We start from the raw sequence: 14063 nt of genomic DNA, 5'->3' as shown, positions 1-14063 counted from the left end.
GACCGTTACGTTGAGCGGCTATCCGGTTCCAACAGCGGTTGACACCTTATCCCTGGACGGCCTCCATTTCAGCCGCTTCCACGAGGTAAGCCAGGGCCTTGACTATGGATTCGGTGTTGTCCGTATTAGCCATGATGGCTTTGTAGACGGTCTCCGACTCCTTCGCGGCTTTCACAATTGCGGAGATACTCTTTTGCTTGAACTCGGCTGAGGTTGCCATGCTGGCTGCCCCGTTTTCCTTGGCTAGCTGTTTGACGCGCTCATCTTCAATCAAGACGCCGTAGCTGGCACGAATGGCCGCGCGCGTGGCGTGGTTGGAAGCCCCAAGACCGGCGATGGAAAGAATGTCATTGACTTCCTTTACCGCCTCTTCGAAGGCTGCAACCACGGGTGAGTTCTCCCCCACCATGCTGCCATCAAAGCCTGGAATTTCCAGCTCACCATTATCTTCGGAACCAGCTAGACCTAAGTCAGCGTCCTCTATCTCCGCCGCGATCGCCACGCCCACCAAGGTCACCCCGGTCTCGTAGTCCTCCTCGTCGTTCAACCGGTCGGCGTGCAGGTTCCTAGCCAGCAGTTCCGCCAAGATGGCCCGCTTGTGCATGTGCGCATCCTGGTAATCAATGATCTGACTGAGGAATTCCCAGGCGTTGGCGTATTTGCGCAGGTTGGCGGTGAAATCTCGCCCCAGATTGTATGCCTTGTCATCCCCCTTGAGCCGCGCCGTTTGCATGTGGTCGTTCCACCTGTGACGTACTGGGGACAGTGCAGCCTGTAACTTTTCTGAAGGGGCTGATTTCACGAATAGCTCCGCCACTTTTTCCAGGTCCTCAGGGGTGTAGAAACCCGCCGCATCCAGCTTCACTGCCAGGTCATCGAGAGTGTTAGCGGGGATGTCACCGGCGATGAAAGCGTCGCGGTAGTAGAGCTGGAACGCCTTCAGAATCGACTCCGAGTCGTTGACAAAGTCCAGCACCATCGGGTTCGGCTTGCCCTCGGCGACGCGGTTGAGACGGGAAAGGGTTTGCACCGCCTGTACGCCGCCAAGCTTCCTGTCCACATACATCGCACACAGTCTGGGCTCGTCGAATCCAGTCTGGAACTTGTTTGCCACGATGAGCATCTTGCGGACATCGTTCCCCCGGAATTCCTCTGCCACGTCCCGGACGTTATTGACCTGCTTTTCGGTAAGGCCGTCCTCGTCGCCTATGTCCAACGAGCCGGAGTAGGCCACCAAGATTTCCATGTCCTGGTATCCCTGCTCATCGATGTACTTGCTCATCTGCCGGTACCACTCGTACGCGCTCTTACGGTCCGCAGCCACCACCATGGCCTTGGCCGTCCCATTCAGGAGGTGCTGCACATTGCGGCGGAAGTGGTCCACCGTGATCTTGACCTTCTGGGCAATGGAAGTGGGGTGCAGCCGGGTGTACTTGGTCAGGTAGCTGACGGCTTCGCCCTTACGAACCTCTTCGGTCCGGCCCAGCTCATCCCGGATTCTCGCAAACATTTGGAAGGTCGAGTAATTCTTCAATACGTCCAGAATGAAGTTCTCTTCGATCGCCTGGCTCATCTCATAGGTATCAAAAGCCACCATGTGGTCACCATCTTCGGATTCCACACCATAAGCCATGAGAGTCTTGGCCTTTGGCGTAGCGGTGAGTGCCACGAAGGACATATTCTTGGCTATGGCCACACCGGTTTCCATGGCTTCGAGGAACTCATCTACTCCAGCGTCTTCATCAACCTCGATGTCAGTGAGCAGCTTGCGCAGCTGGTTTGAAGATTGTCCGTGCTGCGAGGAGTGCGCCTCATCAATGATGACGCAGTAATTGCGCCCCTTGGCGGACTTGTTACGCTCGATCGCCTTGGCCAATGCGGGGAAGGTTTGAAGAGTACAGGAAATGATGTGCCCGCCTTCAACGAGTGCCTCATTGAGCATTGCGGATTTGGCACCCATGGACTGATCCACATTGACTACCAAACCTTCCGATGCCCGCAGGAGTGACAGGCCCTCGCGCACATTGTCATCGAGCACTGTTCGGTCAGTAATGACGATGACTGAGTCGAATACGGATTTTCCCTCCGCATCCATGAGCCTTTGCAAGCGGTGCGCGAGCCAAGCGATGGTCTTCGTTTTTCCAGATCCGGCCGAGTGTTGAATCAGGTACTTTGACCCAACCCCATTGGCGTAAACGTCATTGACCACCTTCTCCGTCGCTCGCAGCTGGTGGTAGCGGGGGAAGATCAACCGGCCTTGGTTACCCTTGGCGGCTGGTTCCCACAGCGCGTAATCACGCAGGATGCGCAGAAACAGGTCCGGTTGAAAAATCTCATTCCACAGGTAGGCAGTATCAGAGCCTTCCGGATTTTCCGGATTTCCTGCCCGCCCCTCATTGCCTTTGTTGAAAGGTAGGAAGAAAGTATCCGCGCCTTGCAGCGCAGTAGACATATACACCTGCTGGTTCGACACCGCGAAGTGCACCAGGCAGCGCCCGGGAACCAGCAACGGCCGGTTCACCTTGCTGGGCTTCCTGTCTTTCTTGTATTGCTTGACTGCGTCCCACACCGTTTGAGTGTTATCGGTTTTAAGCTCCATAGTGACCACCGGAATACCGTTGACTAGCAGCACCAAATCGATAGTCTCTGTGGACTTCAGGTCAAACGGCACCTGGCGCAGGACGCGAAGCCGGTTGTTCTTAGATTTTTCTAACACATCCGTATACAACGGGTTCTCTGGCGCGAACTCAACCATCTTGTCAAACTTCGACTTGGTGGCACCGCGTTGCGCAAAGCTAAACCCCTTGCGCAAAACGCCCAGCAACCCCTGGTTAATCTCACCCGTCCGGGCATCCAATACTGGATCTTTGTCCAACATCTGCACCAGCCGGTCATACAACTTGCTGGTCAGCACCTGACGTTTAGTTTCCGATATGCCTTCCGGCACCGCCTTTTCCCACTCCTTCGGGAACTGCGACTTCAACCAATACTCAACGTCCGGAAGGTACAGCGCACGCTGCTTGTCCCAACCCTCCGTCTTCTTCTCCGGCTCGTACACCCAGCCCGATTCCAGAAGAGCCTCGCAGATAGACTCTTCAAAAGCGCGTTCCATAATCATTCCGTGTCCAGACATTCCTAGACCTCCCTCTGCCCGGTCACGACTTCAGTAATTAGTGCCGCACGACGCTTGACCAAAATGTCGCGGAGTTTGGTGAAATTGGTAATTTGGGCATCTAAAGAACCAAGCCTTTCGTCGATGAAATCAACGACCTCGCATTGCTGCTCCAAAGTTCGGAAGGCGATGGGCAGCTTTTTTAACTTCTCGGCTGATAACCCCTGAATTGTTGCTCCGACTGCCAGCAAATCTATTAACCCCTGAGCTTTGTGAGCCCGAATGGTGTAATCAATGTACTTGCCGCTCCAACCGGAGTGTGGACGCACGCGGATTACATGGTTCTGGAATCCCCATCCCTCCAGCTCTTCACTAAGGGTTAGACTTCTGCCGACTGAACCGCCTTCAACTACCAATACGTCCCCAGCCTCGAGTGCATACTCTTCGACCTCAGCCGGATTGAACCACATGGTCTTAATCTCTCCATCCAACCTACCTCCGGGCTGGATATTGCCGGCGCGCACATATGGCATCTCGACTTCGAACACACTCTTGCTTTTAGCCTGTAGCGTCTTTCCGAGACTGACCTGTGCATGACGCCCGATAGTCGAACAGGGCAATTGGTCCAGATTCAGCGCCTCTACTATCACTCGAGCTTGCAATTTTCCCAACACCTCAACATATTTATCGATGTTGGCGACCAGGGAATCGATCTTGGCCGTTTCCCTGTCGAGGAAAGCGACTATTTCACGTTGTACACTCACCGAATAGTAAGGCACGGATAGAAGAGACAAATCAGTTTGAGTAACACTTGGCAAGGCAGTTTGTGTAGTTATGGTAGAAAATGGAATCGTCGTTGCCCAGTAGTGAAGGTAGCGCGCCAGAATCTTTTCGTTTGGAACCGCATAGTACATGGTATCCACGGTCCAGAACTTTCCACTAACATAGAGTGGCTTGTCAACCGTACCTTTACGGCCGAATAGCACTGCTTCACCGTCGTGGAGGTACTGGCTAGCCGATCCAAAAATTCCGCCAGATCCATAGACGGGATACTCACCGCTTGATGACTCAACTGCTTTCCAATCCTTTCCGTTATGAAATTTGGCGAGTAGGTTAAGGCGGACGGATTTAGTCTTCATGTCGAATCTCCTTAAACTGTGATTCGATAGCTGCAAGCAGCTCTGCCGCCTGAGCATCCAGTTCCTCGACTGTTTCAGTCAGCTCGGGCTTGTAGAAAAGGCGGGTCATCGGGATTTCGTAGCCGGTCTTTGCGTCCTTCAGGTTCCACACCATGTCAGGAGCGTACGGAAGGACTTCGCGTTGTATATGCTCCTCAATGTCTTCGGTCAGCGGGATCCGTTCCACGACCTTTGAGTCTTTGTCCAGCATGACCTTGCCCTTGGCGTCCAGGGCGATCTCAGCGTCGGGGTCTTCCACGCTGAGCTCCACGAGTAGATTCTTCAACAGACCGGCTTGAAGTTTGAGGCCTGCGGCCCTGGCCTCGCGCTTTAGGTACGGAGTTAGGTCATTGTACGAGAGAGAATCCGCATCGAAGAGGATTGGCTCCCACTGGGAACGCGTCGCCGCGCTTACGTGGTTCAGGGCCGCAGCAACGGTATCGGCGTTGACTTTCACACGGAGACGGGACGGCCGGAACATAGGGATGTCCACAAAGCCTAGTTCGTCCGCCGTGACAATTTTTGAGTGATCGTTCTCTTCGAAGGCTTCATAAAGCTTCGCGACGAACTCGATATTTTTCTGGCTTAGCTCGCGGCGTTTCTTGCCCATCGACTTTCGCATGGGCTCGTAGACTTCCGTGGCATCGATTAGTTGAATGTAGCCACGGCGGTGGGGTTCTTTGTTTTTGTCCAGAACCCAAATGTAGGTTTGGATGCCCGTGTTGTAGAACATATCCTTGGGCAGTGCGATGATCGCATCAATGAGATCTTCAGTTATGAGATAATTGCGGATGGAGTCCGCGCCGGATTCCGGACCACCGGTAAACAGTGGGGAACCGTTAGTAACTACAGATGCGCGCCCCCCCCCCCGCGGTTTCAGAGACCTTCGGCGTCAGCTTGTCCACAATGTGAGTTAAAAACAGCATTTGCCCGTCTGACGTGGGAGGAAGCCCGTGATTGAAGCGTGATCCTTCTATTTTTGCCTCCGCTTCAACGGCAGCCTTAGAGCGTTTCCAGTCGGTACCATACGGTGGGTTGGCTAGAACGTAATCGAACTTCTGATCAGCATACTGGTCATCGGTAAGGGTATCGCCCAGCTTCAGCACGTCTGGATCTTCACCAGAGACAATTAGGTCGGAAGCGCCAAGAGCGTACGACTCCGCCATCAATTCCTGACCGGCCAAGGTGATAGAGATATCCTCGTTGATCTCTTTCATCGCGTGCTTGGCAGTGAGCAGCATGCCAGCGGTACCCGCAGTTGGGTCATACACCGACCGGATAGGCGCGGAGCCTTGCATACCCTTGTCGTCACTGCGTAAAAGAATGTCCACCATCAAACGAATAGCGTCACGCGGAGTGTAGAACTCACCGGCGACCTGTCCGTTTTCGCTAAACGAACGATACATTAGGTTCTCGAAAAGGTCCCCCATGCCGTGCTCACCAATGTTGCCTGGCGAAAGATCCAGCGTGGAGTAGTGTTTGATCATTCCCCACAGCACGTTGCCGTCAGCGAGCTTGTCCACCAACTTTGAGAACTCGAAAGACTCAAATACTTTGACAACGTTGTCGGAGAAACCAGCGATGTACGCCATCAGTCCCTCCTGCACATTGTCATCGGTAGAGGCGATGATTTCCAGAGAGAGTGACGAGGTGTTGTAGAACGTTGTTCCAAATTCCTCAGCCACCAAGCTGTCAACGAAATCTTGCGGGAGCTGTGAGCTCTCAACGAACTCGATTACCTCGGCCTTGGTCGGTTCGAGTAGGCATTCCAGACGCCGAAGAACCGTGAACGGGATGATGTAATTACCGTACTGCTGACGGGGCACTACCCCGCGGAGGTAAGTATCGGCGGCTCCCCATGTTGCCTGGAAGAGTTGGGATGACGAATTAGCCATGTTTTCCTTAATTTTCTGGGATCCCTGCTCGGCGTCCTCGAGCAGGGTTAAGTTGATGTTTCGTTGTAAGGTTCTGCGGATCGACCTGGGTCTAGTCGAAGAGACCAACCCCGTGAACTACGACGGGATTCGTGAAGAAAAATGTCATAGAACGATTATAGATGTAAGTGTGGACATGGAAGCCGAGAAGGGGCTCGGCTCCCCGGTTGGATTAGTTGCTGCCAAAGAAACGCACAACGTTAAGCGCCCCATTCGCTGCAGCGTCAATGGCTTGGCTCAGCCCCTTGGCGGTCTGGTCCAGCTGACGGAGTTCTTTGAACCAGTCCACTAGAGCGTCCTGCTCTTCCAGCGTAAGCACGGGAATGCGGAGCTGGGAAGTAGACCTACGGGGAAGCCTTGAGCCGTCATCAACACTGTTGTACTCAGCACTAATGCACTCTGCAAGGTATTCCGCACGATACTTGTCACCCTGCACCCGCAGGGCGAACATGCCTCGCGACGGTGCCCACGTGCCCTCACGATCGAATACCCACACAGGAGCTTCTACAAAATCAGGAACGATGATGTCGCCGGGAACAAGGGCATCTTCAGCAGAGGCAATTGCGACGGTCTCTTTCCTATCCCGATCGGGATTAGAACCGACTGTTTTTGCTTCAATCGTCCCGTCCCGGTCGTAGAGGTGTAGGTGGCGCAGCAGTCTCAACTCACCATCTTGAATGAGTTGCCGGACCGTCACGGTTGTCTTAGACGTGGGAATCTGATTCTTCGACCGGGAATAGTGCCCTACCTGATCCTTCAGCTGCTGAATAGAACGGTCAAGTTCATCCAGCGAAGTGACATATTGCTCCACCAACTCCCCCTTATCCTGTGCCTGCAAGAAGCGCGCCGGAAGGAGATCCCCACCATTAGTGACCAGCGTTCCAAGGTCGATGATTCCCGAAGGTATTCCGATGTCCTCGCCTTTGCGCAGGCCCTGGAGCCAGCTTGCGATGTGGTCTGCGGGGGCATCGGCATCTGTGGCGTCAGCGATGGCCACCGATTGTGTGGTCTCCGGCGACTCGAGTGAACGAAGAACCCACAAGGACATACCAACAGAGGTGTACGTCAAGAACTTAGGCGGCAACTGGATCACCGCTTCAACCACTCCGCGCGCAACTAGCCTCTGACGGAACTCTGCGAAAGGTTTAACCGTCAACGCCTGGGTAGGAACCAGGACATAGGCACGCCCATTCGCAGACAGCTTATCTATAGCGGAAACAAGAATAGCGATCTCAGACCTTGGCATGAGAGATGAGCTAGGCAAATCAAGAGGAATGGTGAGCGCTGCGAACGTATCCTTACCGACCTTTTCGCCGAGAGGTGGTTCACACAACAGGGTGTCAACAGCCTCTTCTGGAGCGGTGAATGCCTCGAAGGCATCATCCTGCGTGATGGTGGCGTTTGCTCCGCGGAGGTAGGCATGCAGGGCCGCGATGGTGGCGGTAGGTGCGTCGAGGTCATTGCCATAGAATGTCGCTTCCGGGGCAATCTTCTGAAGCGAAAGCAACGCGGAACCGGTACCACAGGTGGGATCGTAGATAACGTCATCCTTGCCGACGGTGGTGCTAGCCGCATTGGCGAGGAACTGGGTGACTGTGGAGCTATCCGTTGATAGCGAACCAAACGCGCTGCGTCCGGACTTGCCGAGGAAGGTCTCGAGTACTGTGACTGCAGCCTGGGGAAGGGAGTCTTCCTCCACCGGAGCTAGTCCTCCGATGAGCGTGCGCACCACCTCGGGACTTAGCGACTCTGCAGGTTCGAGAACTTTACCGGGTTCTATGAAAAGGAGACGTGAATCCTTGAGGCTGTCAAAGGCAGCTTTAAGAGCTTTTAGCATTTCTGCCGAACCGCTGCCACCGGCGGCGGCGAGTCCGTTGTATCCCCGCTTGATTGCGGCAAGCAGCCCAAGACACAGAATCGATGATTCGACTGGGTCCAGGCGGAAAGCCATGAGCGGGTTGATTGCCGACCTCACGGCCATGTAGGCCGCCTTGTCCTTCCAGTCTTCGGGAAGAAGGTCCTGCTTTTCCAGCCAGTCGAGGACCTCACTAAAGTCGAAGAACGGACGACGGGGAGTCGAATCCTGGGTGGGCTGCGGGAAATCTTCGTTGCGCGCCCGCCAGTTGCTCACGGTCGGACGGCTGACACCTGCAAACTCTGCGATGTCTTTAAGCGCCAATTGGCCTTGGTATGTAGTCACTGTTAGGCAGCCTTTCGGTAGTCTGGGGAGAAGTTGTAGTTCATGGAGGTAGTTACTTCAGTAGCGGCAAATCGCAAACGCTTCGCTAGTGCTTGGGGCCAGCTATACACGTGGGTGGGAAGGCCTTGGCCGGCTAGATCACTCACCTTCTCGGCGAAGATTCGGTCCTTACTGACGAGGGTCATGCCGGTGAAGCGTTCCGGAAGGTTTTCCTCCATCACCTTGAGGAGCCGGAGGTCAGCACCATTCTCACCATATCCCGCCAGGATGCGAATTCCCGGCCAGACAAGGTCGATGTTAGTTACCGAAGTTACGTCCGCTGCAACCACGATGTGCTCATCGGCTGCAGGCTTAATCCATTGCTCGAGCATCGTACGGCACCACTGTGCCTGTCCTGGGGTAGCGATAGGACCTCCGTTGAAGTTCTCAATATCGATGAGGGCAATTTTCCGTGTAGTCATTATGTTAAACCTTTCTGGGCGTGAATGCCATTTTCGCTTTCGTTAAGGACTACTCTAAACCCTGTTTTAAACAGTGTCAAGCGTGAACGTCATTCACGCCGTCAAAAACAGTGAAAGGGATTGCCGACTTCGCCACGGAAAACCACGATCGGCAGCAGCTTCCACCCCCTCCACTTTCACCCTAATAATGGCTTTACCTGGGGTAATGACCCAACCCAATAGTCCTCGCCGCAGGCTCGAGTGGGAGCTGAAAACTTTTTTAAAGTTTTTCAAAAAATTTTTCCGAAATGCCATTCACATCCCTGAAAATGGCGTTTCGGCGTTAACGAAAAGGCTGTGAAGATCCGCTACTAGCGCTAGCAGTGGAATAGCGTCGCGCACATGAAACCCCCAAGCCTGGGGCCGGGGGCCGCGTGCCGCCCTAGACAAAAGCGCACTGGAACCTGATCAAGAAACTGCGGCGCAGCGCCAAGCAGCAAGGAAATCAAGGTAAATACCTGGGGTCAAGAACCCGGGGCACCTCAATCACATCCGGCCCCTACTCGCGAACTCAACACTGCTCGGATAGCCTACTTCATATAAAGGGTAATGATACTAAGGTGAGCAAAAGGATGGCTCACCCCAAACGGTGGGGCTGAACATCGTCGAGGCATACCGCAAGGAACTCCAGATCCTGGCCCAAGACGTGGATGAACGGGACCTGCGGGCCCTGCGGTCGTTACATCTGGAACAAACGGAGGTGACCAAGTCTGGACCTCCTCAATCCGCTTGAACAAGCAGTTTCGACTCATCCTTAGATTCGCAACCGACAGCGATGACTCCGCGGCCATCGTCATTGAAAATAGTCGATCACCACTGAGAGAAGGTGAACTCATGAATACTCCAATTTCAGCGGAGCTATTCCCGGCCGGAGAGATCCTCGCTGACGAGCTGGACGCACGCGGCTGGACCCAGTCCGAATTTGCCGAGGTACTCGGACGGCCGGCGCAATTTGTTTCGGAGATTATTTCCGGAAAGAAGGAGATCACGCGGGAATCTGCAACCCAGATCGGCGCTGCCCTGGGCACCTCCGCGGAATTCTGGCTGAATCTCCAGGACTCTTACCTGCTCTGGAAGCAGTCCCACAATGCCCGGACGCGGGAGAACCTCAACGATGTGAAACCCGTGCACAGTTTGCCAATCGACACATTAAGGTTTTCACCTAGCGACACGAAACCCTTCCAGCAGGCCCCACGTGATAGTGCGCAATACCAATACCCACTCCCCGACTCTGCTACGCGGCCCAGCGAAGACATGCCCGCAAGAGACTCGGCCATAGATACTTATCTCGAACCGAGTCGCGGTAAAAATTTAGTAGCGTACGATAGACGGTCAAGAAAGTAAGGACAAGGTCCCTTGCTACGAGCAAAAAAGTCTACAGGACAACTTGTGCCTGCAGGCCTTTCCTATTGTGGGCGATTGGAATAAACGGGCGCTTCGGGCATGACCCGGGATTTACCTCGCACAACGTACCGACGCACACGCCGGAAAGGATTGCAGGGAAACCACTTCATGGGTTGAGCCAAAATACTGAGCAGCGCAGCGAAGGAAACGAGGTCTTTTGAAACCCGTCAAGGTCGCCGCCCTTAAACCCCCGACCACGATTTCCAATTCACTTCAAAACTTGGAAACCCCTCCGCGGCCGTAACGTGAAAACGCGTAATCCTGGATGGGAGGGGATTACCTGCGCTAAAACACTGGGATCTGCCTAAATATTCAAGTCGAACCGGGGGATTCGAATGAACCACACACACCTAAAAACAGAGTGGCTATCGCGGGACCGTTTGTGGCCTTACCTTGAAGTCACTTTCGAGGATCAAGATGTCGAGCGCCATTTTAGAAGGCACGTCTAGCGACATCAACGGAGAGCTGAACCGGCCAAGCCAAAATCGACGAACACTACAAGGTGCTTTCTGAGGAAGAACCGGGACCACCGCGCCGTCACCTCCGCGTGCTAGGTTTAGTCCAACACAGAAGTTGATTTTGAATGGAAAGAAATTGAAAAAATTCGTCCCTCTGTTTGCCGCTTTGTGCCTGGCTCTTACGGCATGTAGTCCCGGGTCAAACACTGATAGTGAGGAAACCACCGCAACGAATTCCAGCACTAAGTCGCAGACCTCCACGCCATCATCCTCGAAGTCTCCGTCCAGTTCGCCGTCCACATCAGCTTCGTCTAAGGCTGAAACATCGGTGACTACGTCCCCATCGGCTGCAGCACCGGTGCAGCCACAGCAACCCCAGGTACCAGCCCAACCAATTGCGCCCCCAGCGGCACAACAGCAACCCATCACTCCACCGGACATACTTGAACCGGTAAGGGATCTCAGTGGCTACAACTGCCCCGGCACGGATGCTTTCGTTGATGACCCTGCAATGTGTAATCCGGATTACCTGGGCAGTGACCCGGGGTACGAAGAACTTTTCGCAGACGAATTAGCTGAGCTCCGGCGCCAAGCAGAAGAGGACAAGTTACAAGAAGGAGCAAGTCCCGCCAACGGCGAATAGCCCCAATCACTGACTCCCAAGGACTAGGATTTAGCCGCAAACTAAGCTCCCAGAAAAGGAACCCGGGAGAAGAAACCAATCAGAAGTGAACTCCGGAACCGGTTAGCGGGGTCGCTGACATGGCTACCAAAAGCGAAAAAGCGCGGGGCACCAAAACCGGTGCCCCGCGCTAATCTTGTTTCCGTTTAGCCAAAGGTGAAGGAGTAAAGCTCCAACCCTGCGTCAGGCTCAATGGTGATGAGCTCTTGGTGGTTGTTCTCCACGCGGATGAGGTCCACGCTGCCGGGGTTGGTGATGTCAAAGGTCTCCACGCTGCCGTCCTCGTGGGTGAGCTTGATGGTGCCCTTTCCGGAAACCACCAACTGCACCCACTTGGCCTGGTAGTTCAGCTGCAGGCTAGCGCCCGGCTGGGGTTTGATGCTCATCTCACCAATGTCCCACTTGCCGGCCAGCGAATACTGACCCAAGGAAGGCGGGGTGCCGGGACCGTAGTCCACCATGCCGATGGACTGGCCGCGCACTGGGTTGGCCTGGTAGCGGGAGCGCTGCGCGCCAAGGTAAGTCTCCGGGTTGCGGGGTTCGCGGGGCTGATCGGTGACGTCCTTTTCCACAGGAGCGGGAAGTTCCACGTTGGGGTCGCGTTCTTTAAGCAGCTGGCGGACCAGGGTTTCGGTTTCGGCGTACTTGCCTTCGCCTTCGTGGATTTGGACCACGGTGCCGTTATGGTCGGTTAGGTAGTGCGCCGGCCAGTAGCGGTTGTTGAAGTTCTTCCAGGTGACAAAGTTGTTGTCTTGTACCACTGGGTAGTTGATTCCGGTGTCCTGGGCTGCCTTCTTGACGTTGGCCAGGTCCTCCTCAAAGGAGTATTCCGGGGCGTGGATGCCAATGACGTCCAGGCCGTAGTCCTTGTAGTTGTCATAGAGCTTGGTGACGTGCTCATTGGCGCGCTGGCAGTTGATGCAGGCGTAGGCCCAGAAATCCACCAGCGTCACGTTGCCGGAGGTAAGCGGGTCCACCGGCTGGTCAGTGTTGAACCAGTTTTCCAGGCCGGCTAGTTCAGGCAGCTTGCCGCAGTCATTGGCTTTGGTGGCGTCTTCCTCACGGCGGCAGGTTTCCAAGTCACCGTCGCCGATGATGACCTTATCGCCCAAGGAACGCTGCGCGGAGGAGGTCCAGTCGGGGAGGGAGCGCTGGATGGCGGCGGGGGCGTCGAAGGCCAAGGCAATGGCCAGCAGGATCACAATGACGCCAGACACCCGGCGGATGATGCCCTGGTTGGACTGGAACCAATCCACGCGCTGGCCCACCTTGTTGCCGCCCACGGCAAAGGCCAGCAGCGGCAACGCGGCACCCACAGCAAAGGACAGCGTCAAACCAAAGATCCGGGCGTCAATCTCACCCGTGGCGGCAGCCACCGTGATGGCGGCTAGCACCGGACCGGCGCAGGGCACGTAGACCGCGCCCAGGACCAGGCCCACCGCGAAACCGCCGCGGTCGCGGACCTTGTTCTGCAGGAAGTACGGCTTGGGAACCTTGTCAAAAGGGGCTTGGAGCCACTCGCCCAGCTTGGGCACCAACATGCCCAGGCCCACCGCAATAAGCAGGCCAATACCTACCCATTTGACTGTAGAGCCCGGCAAGCCCAGCGCGTTGAGCGCCAGGGAACCCACCAGGGTCAGCGCCGCGAAGCTGACCACCAGGCCAGCCACCACCAGGTAGGGGCGGCGTTTATCCCCGCTACTGACGGCCAGGATGAGCGGCAGCACCGGCAAGATGCACGGCGACAAGCTGGTGAGCACGCCGCCCACCAGCCCAATGAGAATCATGGAAAAAATCATGTCCAACCTTTTGTAAAATCTGAAATTCCGCAGAAACGGTACGGCGGAAACCTATACATCTCATTCGGAACCGCAGCCGTGAACGGATTGGAGACCCGTCCACAAAGTTTCTAGCCGCAGGTGCCTGCGGCTACCCCCGTCTGTAGTGTACTGCGGAGTCCTTCATGGCTCCCGCTGTTGCAAAAGCCTCCGGGCGGCGCAACACTAACCGTTTTTAAACTAACGCCCGGCGCTAAAGAAAGAAGACTAGGGATGAGCGCGGCACACATCGAATTCATCAGCCCCGAAGACGCCCGCGCGGAGCTTCAGCAGCTAGTGGAGGGTCTCCTCGAATCCGTCGAGGACTTCGAAAGGCGCGCTCGTAGTTACGGCCTTTCCGCCGTTGAGTGCGGAATTTGGGATCGCATTAAGGACTTGAGGTGGCTTCTCACTATTGACTAAGCGATGGACGGTTGGGTCTCCATTGGTTTCGCGCAGAATTCAGGGGCGGGAACGCTGCTGTAAATCCACCTGAGCAGCCGGGAAACAAGCGCTTGAAAATATTCCCGGGCAAAGCGTAGGCTAACCTAAGTATAAAAGTCTATATTGGAAAGGCACCTCATGTCTGCTCCCTCTTGGCGCATAGCCATCATCTCCTCCCTAACCTGCGTCGGGCTGGCTGTATGTGGTCTCCTAGAAGTGATCCAGATTGGCGCGAAAATTGATCCACTTGGTGGATCAGTTTTTGGGCTGGTTTGGCTGCGGTGTGCTGGTTGCTTTTGCCTTGTTTGGGGTGGGCGATTGGTGTTGCCGTTGT

10 protein-coding genes are annotated in these 14063 nt (G+C 55.2%); 3 read left to right on the top strand and 7 right to left on the bottom strand.

Features of this window, described 5'->3' with window-relative positions:
- Positions 1–46 precede the first annotated feature (46 nt).
- From F4V58_RS00055 to F4V58_RS00035, 6 genes are all read right to left on the bottom strand, one after another.
- Positions 47–3133: a type I restriction endonuclease subunit R gene (locus F4V58_RS00055; RefSeq protein ID WP_245803001.1), complete on the bottom strand. Its 3087-nt coding sequence runs from the start codon at positions 3131–3133 to the stop codon at positions 47–49.
- Positions 3134–3135: 2 nt separating this feature from the next.
- On the bottom strand, positions 3136–4251 hold the full coding sequence (locus F4V58_RS00050) for a restriction endonuclease subunit S (protein WP_075732301.1): 1116 nt from the start codon (positions 4249–4251) through the stop codon (positions 3136–3138).
- Entirely contained in the window at positions 4241–5119 is an 879-nt protein-coding gene (locus tag F4V58_RS12925; protein WP_281247314.1) for an N-6 DNA methylase, read from the bottom strand. Before F4V58_RS12925 ends, F4V58_RS00050 begins: the two co-directional genes overlap by 11 nt.
- A 10-nt stretch (positions 5120–5129) precedes the next feature.
- The gene (locus F4V58_RS12920) at positions 5130–6185 is read right to left on the bottom strand and encodes a type I restriction-modification system subunit M (RefSeq protein ID WP_281247306.1); all 1056 of its coding nucleotides are present in this window, start codon (positions 6183–6185) and stop codon (positions 5130–5132) included.
- A 211-nt stretch (positions 6186–6396) separates the two neighbouring features.
- Positions 6397–8424 (bottom strand): class I SAM-dependent DNA methyltransferase, encoded by a 2028-nt coding sequence (locus tag F4V58_RS00040; protein WP_075732299.1) that lies wholly within the window; start codon positions 8422–8424, stop codon positions 6397–6399.
- Positions 8425–8426: 2 nt separating this feature from the next.
- Complete coding sequence (locus F4V58_RS00035; RefSeq protein ID WP_075732297.1) at positions 8427–8885, bottom strand: NYN domain-containing protein; 459 nt, start codon at positions 8883–8885, stop codon at positions 8427–8429.
- Positions 8886–9758: 873 nt separating this feature from the next.
- Here F4V58_RS00035 and F4V58_RS12765 point away from each other — a divergent pair.
- Positions 9759–10268, top strand: coding sequence for a HigA family addiction module antitoxin (locus F4V58_RS12765; RefSeq protein WP_245803000.1), 510 nt, complete (start codon positions 9759–9761; stop codon positions 10266–10268).
- 654 nt (positions 10269–10922) lie between these two features.
- A complete protein-coding gene (locus F4V58_RS00020) occupies positions 10923–11429 on the top strand; it encodes a hypothetical protein (protein WP_150385638.1) in 507 nt (168 codons plus the stop codon).
- Between the two features lie 185 nt (positions 11430–11614).
- On the opposite strand, the gene F4V58_RS00015 is transcribed toward F4V58_RS00020, so the two are convergent.
- Positions 11615–13264 (bottom strand): redoxin domain-containing protein, encoded by a 1650-nt coding sequence (locus F4V58_RS00015; protein ID WP_084559794.1) that lies wholly within the window; start codon positions 13262–13264, stop codon positions 11615–11617.
- Between the two features lie 255 nt (positions 13265–13519).
- On the opposite strand from F4V58_RS00015, the gene F4V58_RS00010 reads away from it, so the two are divergent.
- Positions 13520–13708, top strand: a complete 189-nt coding sequence (locus tag F4V58_RS00010; protein WP_075732291.1) for a hypothetical protein — start codon at positions 13520–13522, stop codon at positions 13706–13708.
- The last annotated feature ends 355 nt before the right edge of the window (positions 13709–14063 follow it).

The organism is Corynebacterium phocae, assembly GCF_008693075.1.
In the GTDB taxonomy this organism is placed as follows: Bacteria; Actinomycetota; Actinomycetes; order Mycobacteriales; family Mycobacteriaceae; genus Corynebacterium; species Corynebacterium phocae.
The sequence above is the reverse complement of the archived record's forward strand: the minus strand, read 5'-3'. Positions and strand labels throughout refer to the sequence as shown.

Excerpts from the sequence above, each read along its gene's own strand:
- F4V58_RS00010 (WP_075732291.1), top strand. The coding sequence starts at position 13,520 with ATGAGCGCGGCACACATCGAATTCATCAGCCCCGAAGACGCCCGCGCG.
- F4V58_RS00050 (WP_075732301.1), bottom strand. The coding sequence starts at position 4,251 with ATGAAGACTAAATCCGTCCGCCTTAACCTACTCGCCAAATTTCATAAC.
- F4V58_RS12765 (WP_245803000.1), top strand. The coding sequence starts at position 9,759 with ATGAATACTCCAATTTCAGCGGAGCTATTCCCGGCCGGAGAGATCCTC.
- F4V58_RS12920 (WP_281247306.1), bottom strand. The coding sequence starts at position 6,185 with ATGGCTAATTCGTCATCCCAACTCTTCCAGGCAACATGGGGAGCCGCC.
- F4V58_RS00035 (WP_075732297.1), bottom strand. The coding sequence starts at position 8,885 with ATGACTACACGGAAAATTGCCCTCATCGATATTGAGAACTTCAACGGA.
- F4V58_RS00055 (WP_245803001.1), bottom strand. The coding sequence starts at position 3,133 with ATGTCTGGACACGGAATGATTATGGAACGCGCTTTTGAAGAGTCTATC.